General features: G+C 34.5%; 23 protein-coding genes and 1 tRNA gene. 15 read left to right on the forward strand and 9 right to left on the reverse strand.

Annotated elements, in window-relative coordinates; translation table 11 throughout:
- Window positions 1-37 precede the first annotated feature (37 nt).
- Together ACP5P5_RS07575 and ACP5P5_RS07580 are read left to right on the forward strand one after the other, a co-directional pair.
- Entirely contained in the window at window positions 38-1585 is a 1548-nt protein-coding gene (locus ACP5P5_RS07575) for a M20/M25/M40 family metallo-hydrolase (protein ID WP_428285501.1), read from the forward strand.
- Complete coding sequence (locus ACP5P5_RS07580) at window positions 1575-2813, forward strand: NAD(P)/FAD-dependent oxidoreductase (RefSeq protein ID WP_428285502.1); 1239 nt, start codon at window positions 1575-1577, stop codon at window positions 2811-2813. Before ACP5P5_RS07575 ends, ACP5P5_RS07580 begins: the two co-directional genes overlap by 11 nt.
- 54 nt (window positions 2814-2867) lie before the next feature.
- Here ACP5P5_RS07580 and ACP5P5_RS07585 read toward each other — a convergent pair whose 3' ends face one another.
- Window positions 2868-3131 (reverse strand): hypothetical protein, encoded by a 264-nt coding sequence (locus ACP5P5_RS07585; RefSeq protein ID WP_428285503.1) that lies wholly within the window; start codon window positions 3129-3131, stop codon window positions 2868-2870.
- A gap of 200 nt (window positions 3132-3331) precedes the next feature.
- Here ACP5P5_RS07585 and rpsA point away from each other — a divergent pair, with 200 nt between their 5' ends.
- Window positions 3332-5287: a 30S ribosomal protein S1 gene (rpsA, locus tag ACP5P5_RS07590; protein ID WP_428285504.1), complete on the forward strand. Its 1956-nt coding sequence runs from the start codon at window positions 3332-3334 to the stop codon at window positions 5285-5287.
- Between the two features lie 116 nt (window positions 5288-5403).
- On the opposite strand, the gene ACP5P5_RS07595 is transcribed toward rpsA, so the two are convergent.
- Complete coding sequence (locus ACP5P5_RS07595) at window positions 5404-6972, reverse strand: hypothetical protein (RefSeq protein WP_428285505.1); 1569 nt, start codon at window positions 6970-6972, stop codon at window positions 5404-5406.
- Window positions 6973-7332: 360 nt separating this feature from the next.
- Window positions 7333-7989 (reverse strand): hexitol phosphatase HxpB, encoded by a 657-nt coding sequence (gene hxpB, locus ACP5P5_RS07600; protein WP_428285506.1) that lies wholly within the window; start codon window positions 7987-7989, stop codon window positions 7333-7335.
- 140 nt (window positions 7990-8129) lie between these two features.
- Here hxpB and ACP5P5_RS07605 point away from each other — a divergent pair, with 140 nt between their 5' ends.
- Entirely contained in the window at window positions 8130-8885 is a 756-nt protein-coding gene (locus tag ACP5P5_RS07605) for a lysophospholipid acyltransferase family protein (protein WP_428285507.1), read from the forward strand.
- Between the two features lie 5 nt (window positions 8886-8890).
- Here ACP5P5_RS07605 and ACP5P5_RS07610 read toward each other — a convergent pair whose 3' ends face one another.
- Window positions 8891-9403, reverse strand: coding sequence for an acyl-CoA thioesterase (locus ACP5P5_RS07610; RefSeq protein WP_111293934.1), 513 nt, complete (start codon window positions 9401-9403; stop codon window positions 8891-8893).
- A gap of 58 nt (window positions 9404-9461) precedes the next feature.
- Entirely contained in the window at window positions 9462-10562 is a 1101-nt protein-coding gene (locus ACP5P5_RS07615; RefSeq protein WP_428285508.1) for a mandelate racemase/muconate lactonizing enzyme family protein, read from the reverse strand.
- A 136-nt stretch (window positions 10563-10698) separates the two neighbouring features.
- Here ACP5P5_RS07615 and rpiA point away from each other — a divergent pair, with 136 nt between their 5' ends.
- The gene (rpiA, locus tag ACP5P5_RS07620; RefSeq protein WP_428285509.1) at window positions 10699-11373 is read left to right on the forward strand and encodes a ribose-5-phosphate isomerase RpiA; all 675 of its coding nucleotides are present in this window, start codon (window positions 10699-10701) and stop codon (window positions 11371-11373) included.
- A gap of 153 nt (window positions 11374-11526) precedes the next feature.
- The gene (locus tag ACP5P5_RS07625) at window positions 11527-12729 is read left to right on the forward strand and encodes a proline dehydrogenase family protein (protein ID WP_428285510.1); all 1203 of its coding nucleotides are present in this window, start codon (window positions 11527-11529) and stop codon (window positions 12727-12729) included.
- Window positions 12730-12760: 31 nt separating this feature from the next.
- On the opposite strand, the gene ACP5P5_RS07630 is transcribed toward ACP5P5_RS07625, so the two are convergent.
- Both ACP5P5_RS07630 and ACP5P5_RS07635 read right to left on the reverse strand, forming a co-directional pair.
- Window positions 12761-13189 carry a response regulator gene (locus tag ACP5P5_RS07630; protein ID WP_428285511.1) on the reverse strand — a complete coding sequence of 143 codons (429 nt, stop codon included), beginning with the start codon at window positions 13187-13189 and terminating at the stop codon, window positions 12761-12763.
- A 283-nt stretch (window positions 13190-13472) separates the two neighbouring features.
- Complete coding sequence (locus tag ACP5P5_RS07635) at window positions 13473-16037, reverse strand: PAS domain-containing sensor histidine kinase (protein ID WP_428285512.1); 2565 nt, start codon at window positions 16035-16037, stop codon at window positions 13473-13475.
- Window positions 16038-16229: 192 nt separating this feature from the next.
- On the opposite strand from ACP5P5_RS07635, the gene ACP5P5_RS07640 reads away from it, so the two are divergent.
- The 8 genes from ACP5P5_RS07640 (at window position 16230) to ACP5P5_RS07675 (ending at window position 24035) form a co-directional block, all read left to right on the forward strand.
- A complete protein-coding gene (locus ACP5P5_RS07640; protein WP_428285513.1) occupies window positions 16230-17024 on the forward strand; it encodes a thymidylate synthase in 795 nt (264 codons plus the stop codon).
- Between the two features lie 14 nt (window positions 17025-17038).
- The gene (locus ACP5P5_RS07645; protein WP_428285514.1) at window positions 17039-17575 is read left to right on the forward strand and encodes a dihydrofolate reductase; all 537 of its coding nucleotides are present in this window, start codon (window positions 17039-17041) and stop codon (window positions 17573-17575) included.
- A gap of 59 nt (window positions 17576-17634) precedes the next feature.
- On the forward strand, window positions 17635-18432 hold the full coding sequence (locus ACP5P5_RS07650) for an O-methyltransferase (RefSeq protein ID WP_428285515.1): 798 nt from the start codon (window positions 17635-17637) through the stop codon (window positions 18430-18432).
- A gap of 197 nt (window positions 18433-18629) precedes the next feature.
- The gene (locus ACP5P5_RS07655; protein ID WP_428285516.1) at window positions 18630-19757 is read left to right on the forward strand and encodes a Re/Si-specific NAD(P)(+) transhydrogenase subunit alpha; all 1128 of its coding nucleotides are present in this window, start codon (window positions 18630-18632) and stop codon (window positions 19755-19757) included.
- Between the two features lie 20 nt (window positions 19758-19777).
- Window positions 19778-20086 (forward strand): NAD(P) transhydrogenase subunit alpha, encoded by a 309-nt coding sequence (locus ACP5P5_RS07660; RefSeq protein ID WP_428285517.1) that lies wholly within the window; start codon window positions 19778-19780, stop codon window positions 20084-20086.
- A gap of 20 nt (window positions 20087-20106) precedes the next feature.
- Window positions 20107-21543: an NAD(P)(+) transhydrogenase (Re/Si-specific) subunit beta gene (locus ACP5P5_RS07665; protein WP_428285518.1), complete on the forward strand. Its 1437-nt coding sequence runs from the start codon at window positions 20107-20109 to the stop codon at window positions 21541-21543.
- Window positions 21544-21622: 79 nt separating this feature from the next.
- Window positions 21623-22990, forward strand: coding sequence for a methyltransferase RsmF C-terminal domain-like protein (locus tag ACP5P5_RS07670; RefSeq protein ID WP_428285519.1), 1368 nt, complete (start codon window positions 21623-21625; stop codon window positions 22988-22990).
- A 31-nt stretch (window positions 22991-23021) separates the two neighbouring features.
- Window positions 23022-24035 (forward strand): LysM peptidoglycan-binding domain-containing protein, encoded by a 1014-nt coding sequence (locus ACP5P5_RS07675; RefSeq protein WP_428285520.1) that lies wholly within the window; start codon window positions 23022-23024, stop codon window positions 24033-24035.
- Window positions 24036-24038: 3 nt separating this feature from the next.
- Here ACP5P5_RS07675 and fmt read toward each other — a convergent pair whose 3' ends face one another.
- Window positions 24039-24989, reverse strand: a complete 951-nt coding sequence (fmt, locus tag ACP5P5_RS07680) for a methionyl-tRNA formyltransferase (protein WP_428285521.1) — start codon at window positions 24987-24989, stop codon at window positions 24039-24041.
- 46 nt (window positions 24990-25035) lie between these two features.
- Here fmt and ACP5P5_RS07685 point away from each other — a divergent pair.
- Window positions 25036-25111: transfer RNA gene (locus tag ACP5P5_RS07685), tRNA-Gly, on the forward strand.
- On the opposite strand, the gene ACP5P5_RS07690 is transcribed toward ACP5P5_RS07685, so the two are convergent.
- Window positions 25112-26410 (reverse strand): exo-beta-N-acetylmuramidase NamZ family protein, encoded by a 1299-nt coding sequence (locus ACP5P5_RS07690; protein WP_428285522.1) that lies wholly within the window; start codon window positions 26408-26410, stop codon window positions 25112-25114.
- Window positions 26411-26438 lie beyond the last annotated feature (28 nt).

Here is a 26438-nt window from a genome sequence, read left to right on the forward strand (position 1 = left end):
TTCTGTTTGTTTTTTCATTCATTGAAAATTGGCTTACATGCGTCAATATTTAAAGTACCTATTTGCTTTGCTCAGTGCTTGTTTTGTTGGGTTTGCTTCCAATGCTCAAAATGATTTGCAATGGTTTCAAAAATATGTTCAACAAAATAAGGAAACCATCTTGCAGCAGTATATTGATTTTGTAAACATACCTAATGTTGTTTCGCAAAAAAATGCCTTTGCTTATAATGCTGATTACTTGTTTCAATTTATGCAGCGTGCAGGCATACAAAACACCTTATTACTCTTTACGGACAATACAAAGCCACCTGTAGTTTATGGTGAGTTAATGGTGCCGAATGCCACACAAACAATTGTTTTTTATGCACATTATGATGGTCAGCCTGCTGATAGCAGTGGATGGTATAAAGGTTTAAATCCATTTAAACCCTCATTCTTTACCAATGCTATTAATAATGGCGGTAAGGCATTGACGAAAGATGAATGGCTAAAACAACTCAATGATAATTTTAGAATTTATGCACGTGGTGCTGCAGATGATAAAGCCGGGGTAATGGCTATACTACAAGCATTCATTGCTTTGAAAAAGCAAAATCTTTTACCTACTATCAATGTTAAATTCTTTTTTGAAGGGGAAGAAGAAGCCGGTTCACCCAATTTAGCAAAAATATTGGCTCACTATAAATCATTATTACAATCAGATGTTTGGATAATTTGTGATGGGCCACAACCGGCTAATGGAAAAAATTTATTGTCGTTTGGTGTACGTGGCGACACACACATGGACATTACATTATATGGAAGCAAGACGCCATTACATAGCGGGCATTATGGTAATTGGGCACCCAGTCCGGCTTGGAATATGGTACATTTATTGGCTTCCATGAAAAACGATAGCGGTTTTGTTACCATCCCTAATTTTTATAGCGATGTGCAACCCATATCCAATGCAGAAAAAAAAGTTTGGAATCAAATTCAGCAAAATGATGCATTGTTAAAAGAACAATTTGGTTTCTCTGGAAATGAAATGAATGGAATATCGCTAATAAACGCTATACAACTACCTACTTTAAACATTAATGGTATAGCCAGTGGGCATGTGGGTAATTTGTCCACCAATAGTATTCCTGCCACTGCTTCAGTTAGTATTGATTTGCGATTGGTTCCCGGAAATGATTATATAAAACAACAACAGAAAGTAATTCAACACATTACAAGTAAAGGGTACTACGTTATAAGCCATGAACCTACTAATGAAGAAAGGATGAAATATCCCCTTATTGCTAAGGTTGAGACCGGATCAGGCTATAACGCACAAAAAACACCCATAGATTGGCCAATGTCGCAACAAATTATTAAGGAAGTTAATGAAGTATCACCTAACGGATTAATCATCATGCCATTAACAGGCGGAAGCTTACCCTTAATTATTATTGAACAACAATTAGGCGCAAAGGCTATATCGTTACCCATTGCTAATTATGATGACAATCAGCATGCCGCTAACGAAAATATACGGATAGGTAATTTTTTGAATGGTATAAAAGAGATTCTTTCAATTATGACTATGAAAAATGGGCAATAAAAAAGTTTTAGTAGTGGTTGGTGGTGGAGCTGCGGGTTTTTTCTGCGCTATTAATGCTGCTGAAATGAATCCGGACTTAGAGGTAATTATACTTGAAAAATCAAATAAAGTACTTTCAAAAGTTAAAATTAGTGGGGGCGGTCGTTGTAATGTTACGAATGCCTGTTTTAATATAACAGATCTTATTCAATACTATCCAAGAGGTGGCCAATTTCTAAAAAAATGCTTTCATTGGTTTAACCCACAGCATACCATTCAATGGTTTAAATTACGAAATGTTCATTTAGTTACCGAAGCCGATGGAAGAATGTTTAGTTCTACCAATACTTCGGAAACAATCATCAATTGTTTTTTAAATGAAGCGAAGAAATATAATATTCGAATACTATTGAATAAAAATATTACTTCAATTATTTCTGTTAATCAACTTTTTAAATTAACAACACATACTTCAGAAACATTCGAAGCCAATTATGTTTGTATAACTACCGGTGGATTTCCTAAACTGGAACAATGGAATTGGATAGCCGCATTAGGGCATACAATTGTACCGCCGGTCTCTTCATTATTCACATTTAATATGCACAAGCATGCCATTCAGCAATTATCAGGCATTGCAATACCAAATGTATGTGTTCGTGTTGCTAATACTAAATTAGAACAAAGCGGTGCACTGTTAATAACGCATTTTGGTTTTAGCGGTCCGGCAATTCTAAAATTATCGGCTTGGGGCGCTAGGTGGTTGGCAGAAAACAATTACCATTTTAACATCAATATTAATTGGATATCTAATGAGACTGAGCATACTATTCGCTCTTCATTACAATCATATCGTTCAACCAATCCTAAGCAGTCAATAGGTACCCGTTGTATGTATAAATTCCCTGAAAGATTATGGCATTATTTTTTAACTGCAGTTCAAATAAATCCACATACTAAATGGGCTGATATTTCAAATCAACAAATTAATCAACTTATTAAAAAATTGCTGTACGATAGTTATTTAATTCAAGGTAAAACAACATTTAAAGACGAGTTTGTTACAGCAGGCGGTGTTCAATTAAATGAGGTAAATGCTAATACAATGGAAAGTAAGAAAATTCCCGGATTATATTTTGCCGGAGAAGTTTTGGATATAGATGGAGTTACCGGTGGTTTCAATTTTCAAAATGCCTGGACAACAGCCTTCATAGCTGCATCTGCCATTGCCAAATCATTGCGGCAATAAAATAAAAAACTGCCCATTGTTTTAGTGGGCAGTTTAGCATTTAATTTTAATATTTTATTGGCCATTCTTTTTTGGTGTTTTATTGGCTTTGTAGCGCATATCAGGAGTACCATCTTTTTTCTTGGGGCCCTCCGGTTTTTTTTGTGTCTTGTTTTCTTTGTACCGCATGTCGGCTGAGCCATCTTTTTTGGTGTGTACCTGTTTAGTAGTGGTAGTTTCTTTTTTTGTTTTTGTAGGTTGCTTTGTTTTAGCAGCTTGAGCAAAAGAAACACTAGTAATAAGCGCAAACGCTAGAAAGAATGATAGAATTTTTTTCATTTTTTCATTGTTTTAGATGATGTAATAGTTGAATTGAAGTTTATACCAAAATAAGTTGGTTAGTAAATATATTAAAACTTTCTTTTGGTTGTGTTGTGAATTTTTCATTTTATAATTTTTTAGTCTACTCAAAAAAGCTCCAAATTTCTAAATAAAAAACCCCCTAAATTTAATCTTTTATCTGCCTAAAATGCCTACTTTTGCAGCCCGAATTAAACCAATCGGGTATTATTATGATTATTAACAAACAATTAAACGCTGATGCACAGGAGCCTGTATCTGGTGCTGCTCAGGAAGCAGTACAAGAACAAGCTACAGCGACAACAAATGCACCTGTGACCGAGCCTGTTGTAGAAACAGCTCATGATGATTTTGACTGGAGCGTAGACAAACGTAATGTAAGTACTTACACTTCTGACGAAAAAGCCAAATACGATAAAGTGTATGAAAACACTTTCGTACAAATTGAAGATGGCGAAATTTTACAAGGTGATGTAGTTGCTTTAACTAAAACCGATGCTGTAATTAATATTGGTTTTAAAAGTGATGGTTTGGTTTCTTTAAATGAATTCCGCGATATGCCAGGCTTAAAAATAGGCGATAAAGTGGAAGTAATGGTAGTTGAAAAAGAAGACCGTAATGGAAACTTACATCTTAGTCGTAAATCGGCTCGTATTTTCCGTGCCTGGGAAAAAATTGTTGAGGTTCATAAAACCGGCGAAGTGGTTACAGGTACCGTTACATCTAAAACAAAAGGTGGCTTAATTGTAGATGTATTTGGAATGGAAACTTTCTTACCCGGCTCTCAAATTGATGTTAAGCCTGTAACTGATTACGATCAGTTTGTTGGTAAAACAATGGAATTTAAAGTGGTTAAAATAAATGAAACCATTAAGAATGCCGTAGTATCTCACAAAGCCTTAATTGAAAGTGATATTGAAGCGCAACGTGCTGAAATCATGAGTAAATTAGAAAAAGGTCAGGTGTTAGAAGGTACTGTTAAAAACATTACCGACTTCGGAGCATTTATGGATTTGGGCGGCTTAGATGGTTTATTATACATTACCGATATTTCTTGGGGAAGAATTTCTCATCCATCTGAAGTAGTTAAAATGGATCAGAAATTACAAGTTGTTGTTTTAGACTTTGATGATGATAAAAAACGTATCAGCTTAGGTTTAAAACAATTAACTCCGCATCCTTGGGATGTATTACCGGCTGATTTAGTAGAAGGTGCTGTAGTGAAAGGTAAAGTGGTGAATATTGAAGATTATGGTGCATTCCTTGAAATTCAACCCGGTGTTGAAGGCTTAGTTCACGTTTCAGAAATTACATGGGCTAATACACCTATTAACGCTAAAGAATTCTTTAAACTGGGTGATGAATACGAAGCTAAAGTGGTTACTTTAGATAAAGAAGCTCGCAAAATGAGTCTGTCAATTAAACAAATGACTGAAGACCCATGGAGCACTATCGAAACCAAATTTGCAGAAGGAAGTAAGCACAAAGGTTTGGTTAAAAACATTACTCCTTACGGCGTATTTGTTGAGTTAGAAGCCGGCATCGGTGGAATGATTCACATTAGCGACTTAAGCTGGTTAAAACGCTTTAACCACCCAAGTGAATATGTAAAAGTTGGTGATTATATTGATACCATTATTCTTGGAATTGATAAAGAGAACAGAAAATTACAATTAGGTCATAAGCAATTAGAAGAAGATCCTTGGAATGCTTTAGAAGAAACCTTTGGAGTAGGTACTGTACATGAAGGTACTGTTATTCGTAAAGATGATAAAGGTGCCATTGTACAATTACAATACGGCTTAGAAGGTTTTGCTCCTAATCGTCATTTAGTAAAAGAAGATGGCAAATCAGTAGGTGCTGATGAAACTGCACAATTCGTAGTAATTGAGTTTGACAGAAATGAAAAGCGTATTGTGTTAAGTCATAGCAAAATTTGGGAACAAGCACAAGCAGAAGAAAAAGAAGCAGTAAAGAAAGAAGCAAAAGCTGAAGCTGAAAAAACCAAAAAAGCTGTGAAGAATATTCAAAGCAAGGTTGAAAAAGCTACCCTTGGCGACTTAGGTGCCTTAGCTGATATTCGTGCTAAACTTGAAGGCGACGAAAAAGACGGCGATAGCAAAGACAACAAATAAAATTTGTTGATGAATATTTAAAAAGCGGTTGCTTCTAAATTTAGAAGTAACCGCTTTTGCTTTTATTTATGCATGCTTTGAATATATCAATATCATTGATGAGTGAATGATGTTTTTTAATTTGTTATTTGATATCTTCTTTTTTTGCTTTGTTGGTACTTATTATTAATTACATTACTCATTGTTGTGTTATAAACTTTCGATTCAAGCCAGGAAATAATATCTAAATAAGCAAAGGCTCTTGTTTCAAATCTATTTTTTTCTAGGTGCTTAATCTTTGATAATAAAATGGTTAGTTCTTCATGCATTTTAACTTTTCCGGCATAGAATGACCTACGTAAAAATCCAAATATTTCTTCTTCAACAATGGTTAAGTTTTGCATCCTGGCCATATAACGATAAACCGATTTAATCAGTGAGTCCATAATATCTAAATTACCCAACTCGTAATGAGCCAACAAATGCATTAAGCGGGCATAGCATTGCAAATCGTTCCGCAACGAAAAATTATCATTAATAATTTTTTGCAGATAATCGATGCATTTAGCAAACTGCCTGCTGCCAAAATATAACGATGCAATTTTATAATTAAAAACCAAAATACGATGTGCATCAATGAATCGTTCCAATTTCTGCATTTCGGTTTCCATTTCAGGAACCATGGTTAATCCTTCTTCAAATGTACCGGTCATTAAGTGCCAGTTTATTTTTGCGCTATAGATGTAAATGAAAGTTTGCGTTCTAAAATTATCGTGTCTGGTAGCTAATTCAGTTTTTGCAAACGATTCAAAACGTTTCAGAGTAATTTGAAATTTCTCATAATTTCTTAAATCGAAATGGGCATTTAATAAATTATGAATACCCTTAATAAAGTGCCCGGTTTCTACAGCAATCATATTAGGTTGCTCATCAAACAGTGTTAGCCATTTTTCGGAATACCGATAATACATTAAAAAATCTTGCCTAATAAATGCATACCAGGTATAGCTTTGATACAAGTATAAACGTTCATAAAATCCTTTTAATAAAAAAGCATGGGCAGGCAAGTTTTCTTTAAAAAACATTTTAACGTCTGTTTCGTCCTGCTCATTGCGAGCATGGCCATTTTTGATGTACCAGGTATATAAATGCAGGGCAAGGTTCGATAGTGCTGAAACTTGTGTAACATGTTCACTAACTTTAATAGCTTCCGCTGTTATCTGCATTGTTTTGCCGGGCATACTTCGTGTAATGTGCAAGGTTTCAATTTTTTTCTCAAGCGATAAGACCTGGGTCATGAAGTTGAATTTGTTGGCTGCAATAGCCATTTCCCTTGCCTTTTCTAAAATTTTAAGACTTTGCAAGAAAAGCCCTTTATTATATAGAATACGTGCATAATCTAATTGTTCGTTCAATTGCAAATCAATACTGTCTGCGCTTTTCAGCAATCTTAAACTTGCTAACACTTGTTTGTATAAGTGTGTTTTTAAATTGGCTAATTGAGGTTTGCTAATATTATTTAGCCGTTTTAATAAAAGTTTTTCATCATAATCCTGCATTTTTTCAAGTGCATCAAATAGTTGAACCACTTTTAGGTCTTCTTTAGTTGAACTACGTTTAATATATAGTTTAAAATGCCGTTTTTCCGACTTTTCTAATGATTGAATCAGCAGGAATAAAGCATCAGAATTTCTGTTGGGCATCATGTATTTTTTTGTGTGAAACGCTTTGTTTATGCGGGTTTGGCACAATTTATTTATTTTTTACCATAATAAAATCATGCCTAACTTAATTTCCCGTAATAAAAAACCCATCTTACTTTTGCATAGTGAAGATGAGTTAAGGTATTGAAGCAATCGTTAAAATGGCAAATCGTTAGAGGCAAAATCTTTAAGAAGTTCATGAAAAACTTCTGTTAAAAAAAAATCTAAGAATTTTCATATGGCAAGCAATCGTTAGAGGTCGTTCTGTTTCTACAGGATGGCCCTTTTTTTATTAGCAAGGCAAGTTAAATATATTTTAACATATTCCAAATATTTTTCTACTTTTTAGCAAAATTTAAATTTTTACAACCCATTTAAATGTAAAGTGCCAAAGTTTTGCAATGAACTTATTTTTAAATCAGCCGCTGCCCAACGTTCTTCTTTTTGCTGATGATACATGGGAATAACCACACATTTCATTCTAGCTGCTTTTGCAGCAATCATTCCGTTAAAAGAATCTTCAAAACAAACACATTCTGTTGGATTGGCATTTAAAGCTATCGCACAATTTAAATAAACTTCAGGATGGGGTTTGCCATATTGCAAATATTCAGCAGAGGCAGTTGCTTGAATAATATTTTTTATGTTTAATTGTTCAATAACCTGTTCAATAATAAACATTGGCGAAGAGGAAGCCAAGCCAATTTTGAAAGATCTAGACTGGAAAAAATTAAAAATATAGGGTACACCCGGCATAGGTTTACCTTTCTGTGCAATTTTTTCTGCAACTGTACTAAGAATATTTTTTTCTGCGATTGCTATTTCAGTTTGCGGAATTTTAAACAAGTGAAACCAGGTACTTACAAATTCATGTGTACGTAAACCTGTAGTAGTATGGTATTGCGCTTCTGAAAGATAAATATTGTACTGTTCAAAAACTTCGTCTGCTGCTTCTTTCCATAATGGCTCACTATCTATTAATAAACCATCCATATCAAAAATAACTGTATTCAATGCCATTATTTTTTATGCAAATTTATTCCAATGCCTGGTACAAGATGTTTTTCAAACTTTAATTTTCTAAATCTAATTATGGTATGTTAAGAAATCTTAACAATTGCTATATTGTGCAGCTTATTTGCTAAAATCTAACTACGTGCATGCCCTTAACCGAGAAGCTAAAGCATATTAAATTGTTGCGTAAACTTATTTATGCCATTATTGGCATCATTACTTATCCTGTAATTGCCATATTTAACAAACTAAAAATTGAGGGGACAGAACATGTAGCGTCACTACCCAAAAAAAATGTGTTATTCGTTAGCAATCATCAAACCTATTTTGCAGATGTAATGGTTTTTATTCATATATTTTGTGCAATAAAATGGGGGAAAAAAAATAAATTGGGTATCCCTTATTATTTACTAAATCCTTTTACTCGTGTATATTTTGTGGCGGCAGAAGAAACCATGCGTACCAATTGGTTAACACGCTTGTTCATTTTGGCGGGTGCATTAACTGTTAAGCGCACATGGCGACATGAATCAACTGAAATTCGCAGAAATCTAGACCCTTCAGATACACGAAAAATTCAACGAGCTTTAGAAAAAAATTGGGTCATCACTTTTCCTCAGGGAACCACCAAGCCATTTGCACCGGGGAGAAAAGGCACTGCACACATTATTAAAAACAGTAAACCCATTGTTGTGCCCGTAGTTATTAATGGCTTTTGGCGTGCTTTTAATAAAAAGGGTTTAAAAATGAAAAAAAGAGGCGTTCAATTATCCATTACTTTTAAATCTCCTTTGGTTATCAATTATGAAGATAGTGTTGATGATATTTTAGAACAAGTAATGGATGCCATTGAACAAAGCAAAAAATATATGTTAAAAGGTGCACATCATAGAAATATCTAACTATTTTATTTATTGAATAATGCTTTTAATTCATTGGCGTCATCGGGCTTCATTTTGCCTGCCAAAATAAGTCTCAACTGTCTTCTGCGTAAAGCCCCTTCATACAATTTTATTTCTTCTTCAGTTTCAGGAATTATAGGTGGAACAGGCCTTGGTTTTCCGTTGGGATCTAATGCAACAAATGTGAAATAAGCTTCATTACTTTCATATTGGTATTGGTGCACACTATCTTCTCCCCACACTTTTAAATGTATTTCCATAGAAGTATTAAACGAACGGGTTACTTTGGCTTCTATATGCACAATGTTTCCTAGCTTAATGGGGTTTTTAAAGCTAATGTTGTCAACACTAGCCGTCATTGATGGCGTATTACTATGCTTCATAGCGGCCAATGCGGCAGCAATATCCATCCAATACATTAATCTGCCGCCCATTAAGTTACCAAAGCTGTTGGTATCGTTGGGTAATACTAATTCATTCATTACGGTGAAACTATTGCCGGCTGTTCTTCCTTGCATGGGTAATTATTTGGCTGCGAAGATAATGTAAGCTATTGCTTTTATAATTGTTATAGCATTAAATAGTGGTATTTTCCAGTGTTTTTAAAAAGTTTTCATCAACGGTAGCACCTAATCCAGGTTCTTCAGTGGCTGTTAGCAGCATACCATTGCTATAATTAACTCCGTTTATTACCGGATCTTCCAAATGTCCTAAAAGGCAGGTATCTAAATCAAAATAGTGAATATTGGGTTGTGAAACAGCAAAGTGTACCATGGCGGTTAATGCTAAGCGGCTTTCTAACATGCCACCCATCATGCAGGGAATATGGTATAAAGAAGCTAAATCATGAATAGCTAATCCTTCTAAAATTCCACCGCTTTTAGAAAATTTAATATTGATAGAATGGCAAGATTTAGTTCTGATAATGCGGCTAGCATCTTTACTGGTGAATACACTTTCATCGGCCATAATAGGAATGGTTGATTGTTGGCATAGTTCGGGTAATAAATCATCATTGTATTTTGCCATCGGTTGTTCGCAAAATTCAATTTTATATTCGGCTAATTTATTTAATATAAATTTTGCATCAGCCGGTTCCCAGCCTTGGTTGGCATCAATTCTAATAGTTGGTAGATAACCAACAGCCTTTCGAATTTGTTTTATGCGCTGAATATCCTCCTCTTTATTTTTCCCCAGTTTTACTTTTATACAACGTACACCCTTTTGTGTAAAACTAACAGCATTGTTTGCCATTGCTTCCGGGGTGTCAATGCCGATAGTTAGGTCGCTTTCAATAGTTTTATTTTTTCCACCTAAATAAGCATACAGAGGAAGTTGTTGATATTGGGAAGCTATATCATACAAAGCCATATCAAATGCACTCTTAATGGTATAATTGCCGGCTACATGATTGTGCAATTCTTGTAATCTTTTCTTAATGTCAAGAGGGTTTTTATTTTTCCAAATGTATGCAAAATCCTTTGCCAGTGCATAACAACTGGTTTGTGTTTCACCTACAATCATAGGAAAGGCGGAGCATTCGCCCCAACCAATAATACCTTCATCTGTAAAAATTTTTATAAGAATATTTTGTGCATAATGCATGGTTCCTGTGGCAATTGTGAATGGCACCATGGGTATAGAATATTTGTAAATAGCTATATTTTGAATTTTCATACTTTTTAAATTATGATGTACATGATGCAGTATTAATGTAAATATAGGATGCGTTATTTTAAGATAGCTTCAAACTTTCAGTGTTTTTAATTTAAATGAAAATAACTTTACGAAAAAGAAGCCTGATATTTGTGTAATGGATGCAACTGTATTAAAACAATTAGCTGCTGAAAAGGCAGTAGAATATGTAAAAAATGGTATGGTGGTTGGTTTAGGAACCGGCAGTACTGCCTATTGGGCAATACAATTTTTGGCCAAACGAATTCAGCAGGGATTATCTATTCAATGCATCGCCACTTCTACTCAAAGTGATGAACTTGCTCGATCATTGGGCATACCAATGACTAATTTTTCAGACATACAAACAATTGATATTACCATTGATGGTGCTGATGAAACCACCAATGATAAACAACTCATCAAAGGTGGTGGGGCCGCATTACTTCGCGAAAAAATTGTTGCTGCCGCTACTAAATTTTATATCATTATAGTAGATGAAAATAAGGTAGTTGAAAAATTAGGAAAATTTAAAATTCCTATTGAAGTAGTGCCTTTTGGCTATGAAGCTACCATGCGAAAAATTCAGCAACTAGGTGCTAATACAGCCATTCGTTTAAACAAAGAGGGGAAAATATTAGAAACCGATAATCATAATTTTATCATAGATGCCGATTTTGGGTTGATAGAGCACCCACAAAATGTACATCAGCAAATAAATGAAATAGTTGGTGTGGTGGAAAATGGGCTATTCATTAATATGGCGAATATTGTAATTGTTGCCCATGCTGATGGCACTACTCAAATATTATAAATAGTAATAAATTAAGATGCACAATTTTTACACATTAAATCATACAAATAGGCGATTAAATGTATTTTAATTGTAAATTTTGATTTAAAAAACATTTCTCATTTTTTACTTTACCAATTGCATGCGATATTCGCATCACGAACAATTGTTAGTATGGAAATTTCATTCGAAAATACGGAACAAGCATTTGCCTATAAAACCGATAAAGAATTAAAACAAGCTAAATTCCTATTTACAACAATGGGCTACCCACTTTTTGTGCCTATAGGAACCCGTGTTACTCCCTTTTTAATGAAGACCGGTTTGCCCATACATGGCATTGTAAGGAATACTATTTTTAAACAATTTGTAGGTGGTGAAACTTTGGAACAAACTGCACCGGTAGTAGAGAAATTATCAAAATATGGCGTTCAGGTAATTTTAGACTATGGGGTAGAAGGTAAGCAAAACGAGTCGGATTTTGACCATGCTACTGAATCATTTATAAAAACAATTGAATACGCCGGCACTCAAACAAACATACCTTTTATTAGTGTAAAAGTTACAGGAATAGCTCGTTTTGAGTTGTTGCAAAAATTAAATGAGGCGCCACGTTTAAGAAGTGGCATTCATGATAATGAATCTGAAATGGATGAATGGAGTAGGGTTGTTGACAGAATGTATGCTATTTGTAATGCGGCTGCAGAAAAAAATATTGGTGTTTTAATTGATGCGGAAGAAACTTGGATACAAGATCCTATAGACCGGCTTACTATGGAAATGATGGAGATATTTAATAAAGAAAAAGCTGTGGTGTATAATACCATTCAGTTATACCGCCACGATAGATTGAAATTTTTGCATATATCCCATCAAATAGCGAAAGCACAAAATTTTGTATTAGGATTAAAATTGGTACGTGGGGCTTATATGGAGAAAGAGCGCGCCAGAGCACAACAAATGGGTTATGAGAGTCCCATTCAATTGAATAAAGAAAATACCGATAACGACTTTAATGCAGCAGTAAAATATTGTATTGAAAACATTAACGATATATCTGTTATTGTCGCTTCTCATAATGAAGCCAGTAACTTGTTAGCTGCAGAAGTGGCAGATAAAGCAGGGTTATCACATAATCATGCACATTTACATTTTTCACAATTATATGGCATGGGTGATCATATAACATTTAATCTCGCCAAAGCCGGTTTTAATATTAGTAAGTACTTACCATTTGGACCTATTAGAGATGTTATTCCATATTTAATGCGTAGAGCGCAGGAAAATTCTAGTGTAAGTGGGCAAACTAATCGGGAGTTGTTATTAATTAAAAAAGAGTTGAAGCGCAGAAAATTAGCTGCAACAATTCATGCTTAATGTTAATTAGGTTGCTTATTTTTTTTGGCAATTAGTTTGCATTTAAAATTCCCCCTGTTTCGGTACTTATTTTTTCCATTATGGGAGCTATTTTATCGAATTCATTGGCTTTGTCAATAAACTGATAAGCGCCAATATTGAAACAGGTATTTCTGTAATATTCAGTAGAATGATTTGTTAGCATAATAACCTTTACCTCCGGATAATTTTCTTTTACTTCTTTCAATACCTCAATGCCATTTTTTCCCGGCATATTAATATCTAACAATAAAACATCAGGCTTGAATTCTTCAATGGTTTGTAATGCCTGTACAGGAGCCGAGCTAGTTTTAATAGAAGAAACGCAAGGCACGGTTGACAATACCTCTGACATTACGGTAAGTATAATTGTTGAATCGTCTATTAATAATACTTTTAAATTCTTAGCCATGTACTTTCTTTCACTTTTTGTAATAATCATACTTTTTGTTTTAATACGAGTAAATTGTTTTATCCCGTACTGGCAGAGCATCTATTTCCCCCAGTGGAGGAAATAGTGCTTCTATTTTCATAGAAATAAGATGTAAGGATAATCGGTTTTAAAGACGGGCTGGAGTAAAAAGCTTCTCGATAGGTATTTGCATTTAGTATAACAAAGTAAAGCCGAATATGCTTAGTATTCAATAGCTATTCGCATCATTTAATTGTAGTATATTTTCTACACTTTAACGTTATTTGGAGAAAGAAATTGTAGTAAAAAAGTACTAATTATGCGTTTTTAAAGGGATAGTAAGTAATAGTTGGCTGCCTTCGCGGTTTTTGTTGGGTTCAATATTAAAACTGCCTTTTAAGTTTCTGGCTCTGTCTTTTATTCCAATAATTGCTAATGTTTTCAATTTTTCTTCAATTTCATGGCCATTTCCATTATCGCTAATACAGAGATGGATATTGTTGTCTTTTTTATATAATTCAATTGTAATTTTAGTAGCCTGTGAAAATTTATCAATATTATTGAGGGCTTCTTGCACAATACGATATAGGTTTGATTGTATTTCTGATGATTCCTCTTTTAGACTATTATCATATTCAAAAAAACAAAGAATGCCTGTCTTTTTTTCAAATTCTCTGCATTCCCATTCAATGGCAGCAGCAAGGCCAAAATCGTCTAAAATACTGGGTCTTAAATCGGTTGCCATTTTTCGGGTAGATAAAATAACTTGATTAGCAATTTCAATATTATGTTGTAATTTATCTGCTAACTCTGGCTGTGTTTTCAATAGCTTATTTTTAATTACCGTTAAATCAATTTTAATACCTGTCACAGGCTGGCTAACGGTATCATGTATGTGTTCGGCTATGTATTTTCTTTCAGCCTCTTTGGTGCGGCGTTGATGTGCTGATAAGCGCTGTAATTGTATGTGCGAGGCCATTAATTCTTTTTCTGCTTTTCTTCTCTCCGTAATATCTACAAAAATGATGTAAACTGTTTTTTTGTAAATGCTAAATAAATAACTAAAAGTTTTAATGCTTCCATCTTTACAAGTAATATCACTTTCTACATATGGTATTTCTTGCTGAGGATTTTTACTAAATGCTTCAATTAATGATACCCAATGCTGATAATATTGTTGCCGTTTTATAGGATCGGGCTGTGTTTTGGCATACCAAGCTTCAATAGTAGGTAATTCTTCAGCAGTATATCCAATTGTTTTAATGAAATATTGATTAATAAAATTTACGGAACCGTCTGTGTTGTAGCTTCCAATTGCAATGGGCATATTTTGTGCTAATGCCTTAAATCGCTCTTCACTTTCCTGTAATAGTTTTATGTATTTGTTTTGTTCGGTAACATCTTCTAAAACAGCAAAAAGTTCATTGTCAAATAAATTGAAAGTGATGTTAATATCACGTAATTCTCCCTTTTTATTATAAATCTGACGATAAAGCACAGGTGCAATTTTATCGGGATTAGATTTTGTGGCTTTTAAATAACCATAAAATTCTTCATCATGTTTTGCTTCATCTTCCGGTGTGTTGAATTTAATTTTTTTGAACCATGCTGGGTATTTTTTTATCTCCTCCATTTTGTATCCAAAAACCTCCTCAAATTTGTTATTGGTAAATAGAAGGTCATAATTTAAATCGCAACTGGCCATTGGTATAGGAAAGTTTTCAATAATGCGCTTAAATTTCAATGCCTGTTCTTTTGCTTCTGCTTCCAGTTTCCTTTTTTCAGTTAAATCAATAAAAATCTGATATATGTATCCGTTATTATAAGTTGTTTTCAACTCAATAATTTTTTCTTTTCTTTTTTGAGTCAGCAGTTTTAACTCAATTGTATCCTCAATTGTTTTTTCTTGAATGTTTTTTACATGATCGTTCCATCTTTTTTTCGCTTTTTCAGCAGCTGTTTTATTGGGATATGCTTTGTTAAACCAATCGTGTACTGATTTTATTTCCGATACTTTGTAACCAAATATTTGTCTGAATGCTTTATTCATGTATAACACATTGCCATTTACTTCGCAAATAGTTAAACCTATGGGAATGGCTTCTGTAATTGACTGAAATTTACGTTCACTTTGCTTAATAGCTTCGTTGGCGTTTTTAATTTCAGTTACATCTATACCTATACTTAATGTGCCTTGAAAAGTTTTACCTGAATATATGGCTGTATTTTTCCATTGAATAATTTTTGTATTTTTTTGTTTCGTAACAATTTCATTTTCATGATCAATACTTTCTTCCCCGGATTTTAGTTTTTGAAAAATTGCAATAGTTTGTTTGCGTTCATTTTCTGGTACGAATAATTGAAACCAGTTTTTGTTGGCTATTGTTGCAAAGTTGTATCCGGTTATTCTTTCTCCTGCTTTGTTTAAGTAAGTAATTTCGGCGTTTTTATTTAGGATGAGTATTGCAGCATGTATATTATCTAAAATAGTTTCTCTTAGCAATAATGGAACAGGAAATGATTTCGGCTTTGATTGCAAAGACTGAATTTGTTGCACATTTATAATAAAATGATTGATTTTACCAGCTTTAAATTTTTTTTGAATAATTAATTCTGCTGCAAATTTTTTCTTTTTTTCATTCAGAATGAATGTTTGAAAGCTTTCAGTTTTGTTATTGGAAAGCTTAAATTTTTTTAATTCATTCATAAAAACTTCCTGCTCACTAAAAATAATAATTTGTTGTATGGGCTTATTTAGCCATTGTTCTGTTTTTTTAAAGAAAGCAGTTTGTGTAGGCCAAACTTCTTCAATCGACCATTGCGCATTGATTTTAATAACCAAGTTGTTACAATATTGGCTAAGTGCATTAGTTTTCATATGGACGATTTAATTTTCATGCTCATTGCTGGTATCGGAATACCTATTCCCTTAGAAATTAAATTTAGGAAAATGTTGGAAACAAAAGACTAATAATGGAAGGTTTGGGACTAGATTGTTAGAATATTCACAGGTTTTAAACATTTAAATACAACTATCTTTTGCTTTGCTGTACAGTTTGTATTTTGCGGTATGAAGCAATATCATCAATTATTACAATTTATACTCGATAACGGCCAACAAAAGCACGATAGAACCGGCACGGGGACAAGAAGTTGCTTTGGCTATCAAATGCGATTTGATTTAGCTGAGGGTTTTCCTTTGGTAACCACCAAAAAAATGCACCTTAAAAGTATTATCTATGAACTTTTATGGTTTTTAAAAGGCGATACCAATATTAAATATTTGAATGAGCATGGTGTAACAATTTGGGACGAGTGGGCTGATGCAAATGGCGAGTTGGGACCTGTTTACGGGCATCAATGGAGGAGTTGGAAGGGTGCTGAAGGTAACACCATTGACCAGATTACTGACGTAATTCAACAAATTAAAACCAATCCTGATAGTAGGCGTTTAATTGTTAGTGCCTGGAATGTAGCCGATTTGCCTAAAATGGCTTTAATGCCTTGCCATGCCTTGTTTCAATTTTATGTAGCCAATGGTAAGTTAAGTTGTCAACTATATCAACGTAGTGCCGATGTTTTTTTAGGTGTCCCATTTAATATAGCATCTTATGCATTGCTAACTTTAATGATAGCACAAGTATGTAACTTACAACCAGGTGAATTTATTCACACATTTGGCGATGTGCATTTGTATAATAATCATATAGAACAAGCTCATTTACAATTAAGCAGAACACCTTATCCTTTGCCTACCATGCAATTAAATCCTAACATTACAAATATTTTCGATTTTGATTACAATGATTTTAAATTAGAAAATTACCAATTTCATCCGGCAATAAAAGCACCAATTGCAGTTTAAATTAAAGAAAGCCTGTGCAAAATAAATTCGAATTAACTACTCAACAATCTTTACCTACTATTACGTTGATTGTGGCTGCCGCCGAAAACAATGCTATTGGTAAAAACAATGCTTTATTGTGGCATTTACCCAACGATTTAAGGTTCTTTAAAAATAAAACATGGGCCATGCCTGTTTTATATGGGCGTAAAACATTGAATGCATTGGAAAATAAGCCCCTTAATGGCCGATGGAATATGGTGCTAACTCGAAATGCTGATATAAATATTTCCGGTATTACTTTAGTACATAGTATTGATGCGGCTGTTCAAAAAGCTCTTGAGAAAGGTTATAAAGAAATAATGATATTGGGAGGTAGTGAAGTGTATGCCCAAACTATTGGCATGGCTCATAAAATGTATATAACCCGTGTGCATTCCGTATTTGATGATGCAGATGCATTCTTCCCCATGTTTAGTTCAAAGGAATGGCAGTTGTCATCTGAAGAAAATTTTACGATTGATGAGAAGCATGCTTATGCATATTCTTTTCAATGCTGGGAACGTATTTAGCTGGAATTGATTTTACTATACTATTTTGCAACATTTATAATATTTTCTGCAACCACACTATGTATTCAAAAAAACAATTGGCTTTAAAATATATACACTATCTTTTAAATGCAAAAAATGGCAAAGGCCATGGAATACATTCTCCATTTGTTTTTGATTTTACCCAACAAGTTTTAAACAAAAAAAACGTTACATACTCGTATAATGAAATTGAAGATATAAGACGTCAGTTAAAAAAAAACCAACAATTCATTCAAATTGAAGATTTTGGTGCCGGTTCCCGAGTAATAAAACAGAATACACGTAAAGTGGCCACCGTTGCAAAATCATCATTAAAACCATTTAAGTATAGTGCACTAATAGCAAAAATGGTTACCCATTATAAACCCAATATAATTGTTGAATTAGGTACTTCATTGGGTATAACTACGGCATATATGGCCAAAGCAGCTTCAAATGCCAATGTTTATACGATAGAAGGAGCTCCTGCTATTGCTGAGTTAGCTAAAGAAAATTTTGAAAAGTTAGGGTTAAAAAATGTACATTCTTTGGTTGGAAATTTTGATGTAGTATTACCCAACTTACTGCAACAATTAGATACCGTTGATTTTGCTTTTATTGATGGTAATCATCGTTTTGAACCGACGCTTAATTACTTTCATTTATTATTGCCAAAGATTAATGAACAAACCATTTTTGTTTTTGATGATATACATTGGAGTAAAGAAATGGAGCAGGCATGGCAATTTATACAAAACCATGATGCTGTATGCGCAACTATTGATTTGTTTTTTGTTGGTGTAGTTGTTTTTAAAAAAGCTTTTAAACAAAAGCAGCATTTTATCATTCGCTATTAAGTTTGATTATCTTAATGTTTAGGGCGAAGATTAATCTGGGAATAGGTCACTTTTTCGAGTGGTTACCTATTGCAATGCCGTTGCATTTTATTGTATAATTACCCTCTTTTAATTCAGTAAAATTTAGCATACCCTTCGTATAAAAATCGGGAAATGCATTATAAAAACAACTAAATTTGATTTATAATGTAATGCACATGATAGCAGGGATATTGAAAGAACCGACAGGCGAAAACAGGGTATCTTTTTTGCCCGAACATTTAGCTGGATTATTAAAGTTGAATATTGAAATTTGGGTACAAGAAAATGCAGGTACAGCAGCTTATGCCACCAATGAAGTTTACCAGCAAGCAGGCGCTACCATACATACACGAACGGAAATTTTACAAAAGGCCCAAATTATTTTTAGCATTCTCCCCCTCACGACCGACGATTTACAGATTATAAAGCCCGGCACCGTTGTAATAGGTGTTTTTCAACCTCTGTATAATTATGCGGAAATGCAATTGTGGGCTAATAAAAATTTAATCACATTTAGTTTAGATACTATACCTCGTACCACTCGTGCTCAAAGTATGGATGTACTCAGTAGTCAGGCAAATATTGCAGGCTATAAGGCAGTTTTATTGGCTGCCGCTAATTATGGCCGATATTTTCCCATGTTCATTACTGCTGCCGGAAGCATACCCCCGGCTAAAGTATTAGTGTTAGGAGCTGGTGTAGCAGGTTTGCAGGCTATTGCAACGGCTAAACGGTTAGGAGCTGTAATTGAAGTATTTGACACACGGCCTGCCGTGAAAGAGGAGGTGATGAGCCTTGGTGCAAAATTTGTTGAAGTGGAAGGAGCTGCTGATGCTTCGAAGGCCGGTGGTTATGCAGTTGAACAATCAGCCGAGTATCAGCAAAAACAACAGCAACGCATTGCTGAAGCAGCGAAAAAAGCTGATATTATCATTACTACAGCCCAAATACCGGGTAAAAAAGCACCGCATTTATTAACCGAGGCTATGATTCAACAAATGCGTAACGGAAGTATTATTGTTGATTTAGCTGCAGCTACAGGTGGTAATACACCACTAACTAAAAACAATGAAACCATTGTTACTGAAAATGGCGTTACTATTATGGGTTACAGTAATTTACCCGGTAATATGCCATTTGATGCTAGTAAATTATATGGTAAAAATGTTTTTAATTTTTTACAATTAATAATTTCCAAAGAAGGCAATTTAAATATTTCCTTTGATGATGATATTGTGAAAGGTTGTTGTATTACGTATGACGGTAAAATTGTGAATGACCGTGTTTTATCGTTAAATAATTAATTTAAACAAATTTTTAAAGTATGGAAGCAACATTGCAGTGGATATCTGCTAATCAGCAAATGATTTATATTGTTATTTTAATGATATTTCTGGGAATTGAAATTATAGGAAGAGTACCGAGTGTATTGCACACACCATTAATGAGTGGTGCTAATGCAATTCATGGAGTAGTCATTATCGGTGCCATTATAGTAATGGGGCGTGCTTCAGAGCATAATTATTTGGCACTTGTTTTAGGATTTTTGGCAGTAATTCTAGGCACATTAAACGTAGTAGGCGGTTTTGTAGTTACTGACAGAATGTTGGAAATGTTTAAGAAGAAAAAATAATATTTACTAAAGCCTTCGTTATGAAGTTTGATATTTTAACCATTTGTTATATAGTTGCTGCCGTTACTTTTATTATTGGTTTAAAAATGTTATCTAGTCCTGCTACTGCGCGTCGTGGTAATTTAGTAGCTGCTGCAGGAATGTTTGTTGCAATTATTGGAACTATTTTTTTGTACAAAGATGAAGAGGGGCTACCCCTTCATAATTATCCATGGATTTTTGCTGCTTTAATTATCGGCGCTATTATTGGAGTAGTGGCTGCTAAAAAAGTAAAGATGACGGCAATGCCAGAAATGGTAAGCTTTTTTAATGGCATGGGTGGAGCTTGTGCTGCATTGATTTCAGTAATTGAATTTGATTATGTTTTTAGAGCGGCAGAAAAAATGAATTTTGCTCATTTTTCTGAAGGAGTTGCACCTGGTCATTATTTAGCTATTGTAGCCGGATCCATTATTGGAAGTGTTTCTTTTGCCGGAAGTATGATAGCTTGGGGTAAACTAAATGGTAGTTTTAAAGATGTAATTTTTAAAGCCCAGCATACTATTAACTTATTAATATTTGCAGGGGTAATTATTTTAGCCATTATTACCTTCTTTGCTGTAAATACTTATGCAGATTATTTTTTCATTGCTACGGTTGTATTAGCATTAATTTACGGAGTGCTATTTGTATTGCCCATAGGTGGTGCTGATATGCCAGTTGTTATTTCCTTACTAAATTCATTTACCGGTGTTGCCGCAGCTTGCGGTGGCTTTCTTTACAACAATAAAGCCATGCTTACAGGTGGTATTTTAGTTGGGGCTGCAGGAACTTTGTTAACTATTTTAATGTGTAAGGCAATGAACCGTAGTTTAACCAATGTGTTAATCGGGTCATTTGGTGCTAAAGAAACCACCGGTGGTGGTAATACAGGAACTACTGGAGGAAGTTATAAAGAAATTAGTATAAGTGATGCGGCAATGGTAATGCGTTATGCTAGTAAGGTAATGATTGTGCCCGGGTATGGTCTTGCGGTTGCTCAAGCCCAACATACCTGCCATGAGTTAGAAAAATTGTTGGAAGAAAAAGGTGTTGAAGTTGGCTATGCCATTCACCCCGTTGCCGGTCGTATGCCGGGGCATATGAATGTATTATTAGCTGAAGCCGATGTTAGTTATGATAAATTGCTTGAATTAGAACAAGCCAATGATGCTTTAAAATCAACCGATGTAGTTTTGGTATTAGGTGCTAATGATGTGGTGAATCCTGCTGCAAAAAATAATCCATCATCACCCATTTATGGTATGCCTATTTTGGATGTTGAACAGGCCAAAACAGTAATTGTAAATAAGCGAAGCATGAAACCAGGCTACGCAGGTATAGAGAACGACCTGTTTTATCAACCCAAAACTTCCATGTTATTTGGTGATGGGAAAAAAGTTTTGCAAGATTTGATTAATGAAATCAAATCGCTTTAAACTTTTTTAGGATATGGTGATTTAGTTAAAAAACTAAATCCCTTTCCTTTTATAGCTTATTGCCGCTTATCTTCGCCAAGTGTTACCTACCGCATTCATTCATTCATTAAAAGGGGTGCCGGGTTTTGATGCAGAGGCCTTTCTAGCTGCACATCAACAAACCCAGGGTATAACCTCTATTCGGTTTAATCCTTATAAAAAACAATATTTAAAGGGAATTCCATTTGCTACATTATTAAAAGCTTCCATACCTTGGGCTAATGATGCATGGTATTTAACTAATCGGCCATCATTTACGCTCGATCCATTATTGCATGCCGGTGCTTATTATGTACAAGAAGCCAGTAGCATGTTTATTGAAACAATACTGAATCAAATTATTCCAAAGCCTACAACTGAAACTGTATTAGATATTAGTGCTGCTCCCGGTGGAAAAACAACATTACTATCTGGATATTTTAAACATGGAATAGTTGTTGCCAACGAAATTATAAAATCACGTGCAGCTATATTAAGTGAAAATATAGTGAAGTGGGGAGCTGATAACATAATTGTTACCAACAATGAACCTCGCCATTTTGAAAGACTATCACAGTTTTTTGATGTAATATTATTAGATGCGCCATGTAGTGGTAGCGGACTTTTTAGAAAGGACAAAAATGCTGTTGAAGAGTGGAGTGTTGAAAATGTTGCGGCATGTTGTATCCGCCAACAAAAAATAAGTAAGGAAATTGTTGGATGTTTAAAACCGGGTGGATTGTTTATTTACAGCACTTGTTCCTATTCGTTAGAGGAAGACGAAAACATAACAGACTATTTGTGTAATGAATATGGGTTGGAAAGCGTTCGAGTGCAAATTCAACCTGAGTGGGGTATTGTTGAAGTACAATCTTCACTGAAATCTGCCTGGGGATATCGTTTTTTCCCGGATAAAGTAAAAGGTGAGGGATTCTTTGTAGCCGCATTTAAAAACCCTAATACTACTGAAAGTGTTTTCCAAAATTGGTCTGAAGCAACTATTGCTACTCCGTCGGCAAAACAAACAGATCCTTTAGTAGCAATGTTTCAAATACCGGATTCTTATCAGTTTTTTTTGCAAGAAGATTCCTTTAAAATTATTTCGAAAGTGTACTGGCAGACACTATTAAGGGTATCAAAACATTTGTATATAAAAAAAGCGGGTATTAATTTGGGTAGCTTAAAAGGAAAAGATTTTATTCCTTCGCACGAATTGGCGTTAAGTTTGCTACAATTACCATCTGTAAACCAAATTGAACTAAATTTAAATGAAGCTTTAACATATTTGCGTAAACAACCAATAGAATTAAATGGAAAAATGGGTTGGAATGTGGTAAGCTATTGTGGATTAAGATTGGGATGGGTAAAAGTTTTACCCAATCGGGTCAATAACTATTATCCATCTGAATGGAGAATTTTAAAAGATTAATTTTACCAACAAGTTGAAAAAATAAATGGGTATGACTGTTACATCTGTTTTTAAAGCAAGCATTTTTTCTTTTAGTATGTTACTGTTTGTTTCATTAAAGGCACAAACAGGTAGCACAATTGTGCATGTAATAAAACATGGGGAAACCTTATCAGGTTTAGCGCATCAATACCATACAACAGTTGGGGATATTATGCGATTGAATGGCATGAACAGTAAAAGCGTTTTACGCATTGGAGAAAAAGTAAAAATACCCGTTAAAGGCGATAAAGTAACTGCTGCTAATACTGCCAATAAAATTACTGCTCCACAAGCAACACAAAATTTACAGCCTCAAAATAATACTCAACCTATTATGCATGTTGTAGGGCCTAAAGAAACGTTGTATGCAATAAGTAGAAAATATAAAGTAACTGTTGCACAAATACAAGAATGGAATCATTTAACCTCTACCAATATTCATACAGGACAACAGTTAAGTATTGGAGCAAGTACTACAACACCTATTGCCACTAATACTTTAAGCATTACAAATGAACCTGTCAATACCGTAAATAACGCAAGTGCTTTGCCTGCACAAACAAAACCAACACCAACACAGGTTGCAACTTCTGATAATACGAATAAAGTATCAAATCCTTCAACGCAAAATGTATCAAACAATGCTATAAACTCTGCTGCTTCTACTACTTCGCAAAAAGAGGTAACTAATGTAAGCAATACTAGTGTGAGTGCTGATGATGTTCCTGTTACAGGCTTTTTTACAGAATATTACAAACAATCCGGGCAATCAATTGTGGGTAACGCTTCTGTTTTTAAAACTGCCAGTGGATGGATGGATAAGAAATATTATGTATTGATTAATAATATTCCCGAGGGAACAATTGTTAAAATTGAAAGCAACCAAAAAGTAGTGTATGCAAAAGTGTTGGGTGCATTACCCAACATTAAAGAAGATAATGGTTTGTTATTGCGGTTGAGTAATGCTGCTGCCTCTGTATTAGGCATGGCAGATAAAACTTTTCCCGTTACAGTTCAATATTAATGGCTATGGTAATAAATGTCGATAACCTCGCAAAAAACTAGCAACATTCATTCTTTTTTTGCCTTCTAATTGTAAGTCGGCAATATGTAACCATCCGTTAAGTGCTGCAATTTTTAATTCGCTTTTACCATCTGTTACAAAAGTGCCGGGTGGAATATTTTTTGGGGATGCGTTATCAATTGTAGCTTGGTAAATTTTTAATTTCTTGCCATCTAAATAAGTAAAAGCACCGGGGTAGGGTGATAGGCCTCTAATTAAATTATAAATATTTTCAGCAGGTTGTTCCCAATTAATTAAACAGGTTTCTGTAAAAATTTTTGGCGCATGTTTTATGCTTTGTGCTGCCGATTTAGTTAATTCAGATTGAGGAATTTCTTTTAATGTCCCAAACGCTAATTGTTGAATAGTTTTTACCAATAATGCTGCTCCAATCACTTTCATTTTATCGTGTAATTGTCCTGCATTCTCGTTTGGTAAAATCGGTATTGGTTCTTGCAATAAAATATTTCCAGTGTCTATAGCATGTTGCAATTTGAATGTAGTAACTCCAGTGGTAGTTTCTCCATTAATAATAGCCCAATTGATGGGTGCTGCACCACGGTACTGTGGTAGTAATGAGCCGTGTAAATTTATTGTACCCATAGGTGGAAGGCTCCACACTATTTCAGGTAACATTCTAAATGCAACTACAATTTGCAAATGTGGTTGTAAAGCTTTTAAAGTAGCAATAAAGGTTTCATTCTTTAATTTTTCAGGTTGTAAAACAGGTATCTGCTTTGAAAAAGCATATTGCTTTACAGCACTTTGTTGTAATTGCATCCCACGTCCTGCTTGTTTATCGGGGGCTGTTACAACGGCAACTATATTACAACCTGCTTGTATTAAGGCGTCCAATGATGCTACAGCAAAATCGGGTGTGCCCATGAAAATAATTCTAATGTCGGAAATTTGCATGCTGCAAATGTAGTACATGCAAATGTTTTGTAAATTGCCATCATAAGCGGAAATAGCTCATCCGGTAGAGCATCAGTTTCCCAAACTGAAGGTGGCGGGTTCGAGTCCCGTTTTCCGCTCCACTAAAAATCTTTATACAATAAATATTTTTTTCTAATTTTTTTAAAAGCTTGCAATTTAGGTTGCCAGCTCAATCTAATGCTTTGTTCACTTAGACCAGCCTCTATTTGGTTCATTAATTCATCAGAGCCTGCTAATCGGTTAAATCCACTCATTTTTTTATCTCCATTCTTGGGCAAAATAAAAAAGTGTGCTTTATCGGGAAATAATTGGTAGGCTTTTAGTAGGTATTGAATGGGTAATTGATTGTTGATAGAAGCTAGAACATCTTGTTCAGGTGCAAATAAATTCCAACCAAAGCAGGTTTGACCATTTAATTTAGGATTGGCCGCTCCGGGGCCGGGTTTAGGAATAAAGGAAAATAGGGTATCGGGTAAACTGGGATGCCCAATGTAACAAAATGGATGCGGCGTACCTCTACCTTCACTCAATACAGTTCCTTCAAACAAACAATTGCCGGCATACCAATAAACACTGGCCATATCCGGCAAATTGGGCGACGGCGGAATCGGTAATTGGTATTTGCTGGTATGGTCATAATTTTTACAAAGTACAATTAAAAATGAAGGCAAATATTTTGAAAACTCATGCTGTGCATAATGTTCATAAAAATTACGGTCTGCCGTTTTTGAAAGCCAATGTTCTCCGATTAACATATTCGCATATTCTCCAATGGTCATTCCATAAACAATGGGAATGGGTTGCATACCTACAAAACTTCTATAAGTAGTATCCAATACAGGGCCATCTACATAAAAGCCATTAGGGTTTGGGCGGTCTAATAAAATTACTGATTTGTTATTTTCAAATGCGGCTTCTAATATTTCCTGCACCGATGAAATGAAAGTATAAAATCGGGTACCTACATCTTGTATATCAATTAAAATCACATCCACATCTTGCAAATCTTCGGGCGTCGGTTTTCTTTTGTTGCCATATAAAGATATAATTGGGATGCCAGTAATAGGGTCAATAGCATCATTAATAACTTTGCCATCATCAGCAGTGCCTCTAAAACCGTGTTCCGGTCCAAATGCTTTTACAACATGAAAACCGGCATTTATGAGTGTATCAATTAAATGTTTATGCTCAATTGTGGCAGTATGATTAGCAAACAATGCTACACGTTTATATTTCAACCATTTAAAATAGTTTTGAGTTTGATAAGCCCCGGGCAATATGTCATTTTTGGGTTGGCTAATTCCGCCAATGCACAGAAGCGTCATTCCAACAATGAGCATTGAGTTTCTATACAATGTCCAAAATGAAAAAGCAAGTTTTTTTGAAGCAAACGTTGGCATATAAATACAAAATTTCGTAATCATTGAA

Source organism: Hydrotalea sp., assembly GCF_049968455.1.
Taxonomy (GTDB): domain Bacteria; phylum Bacteroidota; class Bacteroidia; order Chitinophagales; family Chitinophagaceae; genus Hydrotalea.

Coding starts and splice junctions, on each gene's coding strand:
- ACP5P5_RS07575 (WP_428285501.1), top strand. CDS start 38: ATGCGTCAATATTTAAAGTACCTATTTGCTTTGCTCAGTGCTTGTTTT.
- ACP5P5_RS07580 (WP_428285502.1), top strand. CDS start 1,575: ATGGGCAATAAAAAAGTTTTAGTAGTGGTTGGTGGTGGAGCTGCGGGT.
- ACP5P5_RS07585 (WP_428285503.1), bottom strand. CDS start 3,131: ATGAAAAAAATTCTATCATTCTTTCTAGCGTTTGCGCTTATTACTAGT.
- ACP5P5_RS07595 (WP_428285505.1), bottom strand. CDS start 6,972: ATGATGCCCAACAGAAATTCTGATGCTTTATTCCTGCTGATTCAATCA.
- hxpB (WP_428285506.1), bottom strand. CDS start 7,989: ATGGCATTGAATACAGTTATTTTTGATATGGATGGTTTATTAATAGAT.
- ACP5P5_RS07605 (WP_428285507.1), top strand. CDS start 8,130: ATGCCCTTAACCGAGAAGCTAAAGCATATTAAATTGTTGCGTAAACTT.
- ACP5P5_RS07610 (WP_111293934.1), bottom strand. CDS start 9,403: ATGCAAGGAAGAACAGCCGGCAATAGTTTCACCGTAATGAATGAATTA.
- ACP5P5_RS07615 (WP_428285508.1), bottom strand. CDS start 10,562: ATGAAAATTCAAAATATAGCTATTTACAAATATTCTATACCCATGGTG.
- rpiA (WP_428285509.1), top strand. CDS start 10,699: ATGGATGCAACTGTATTAAAACAATTAGCTGCTGAAAAGGCAGTAGAA.
- ACP5P5_RS07625 (WP_428285510.1), top strand. CDS start 11,527: ATGGAAATTTCATTCGAAAATACGGAACAAGCATTTGCCTATAAAACC.
- ACP5P5_RS07630 (WP_428285511.1), bottom strand. CDS start 13,189: ATGATTATTACAAAAAGTGAAAGAAAGTACATGGCTAAGAATTTAAAA.
- ACP5P5_RS07635 (WP_428285512.1), bottom strand. CDS start 16,037: ATGAAAACTAATGCACTTAGCCAATATTGTAACAACTTGGTTATTAAA.
- ACP5P5_RS07640 (WP_428285513.1), top strand. CDS start 16,230: ATGAAGCAATATCATCAATTATTACAATTTATACTCGATAACGGCCAA.
- ACP5P5_RS07650 (WP_428285515.1), top strand. CDS start 17,635: ATGTATTCAAAAAAACAATTGGCTTTAAAATATATACACTATCTTTTA.
- ACP5P5_RS07655 (WP_428285516.1), top strand. CDS start 18,630: ATGATAGCAGGGATATTGAAAGAACCGACAGGCGAAAACAGGGTATCT.
- ACP5P5_RS07660 (WP_428285517.1), top strand. CDS start 19,778: ATGGAAGCAACATTGCAGTGGATATCTGCTAATCAGCAAATGATTTAT.
- ACP5P5_RS07665 (WP_428285518.1), top strand. CDS start 20,107: ATGAAGTTTGATATTTTAACCATTTGTTATATAGTTGCTGCCGTTACT.
- ACP5P5_RS07675 (WP_428285520.1), top strand. CDS start 23,022: ATGACTGTTACATCTGTTTTTAAAGCAAGCATTTTTTCTTTTAGTATG.
- fmt (WP_428285521.1), bottom strand. CDS start 24,989: ATGCAAATTTCCGACATTAGAATTATTTTCATGGGCACACCCGATTTT.
- ACP5P5_RS07690 (WP_428285522.1), bottom strand. CDS start 26,410: ATGCCAACGTTTGCTTCAAAAAAACTTGCTTTTTCATTTTGGACATTG.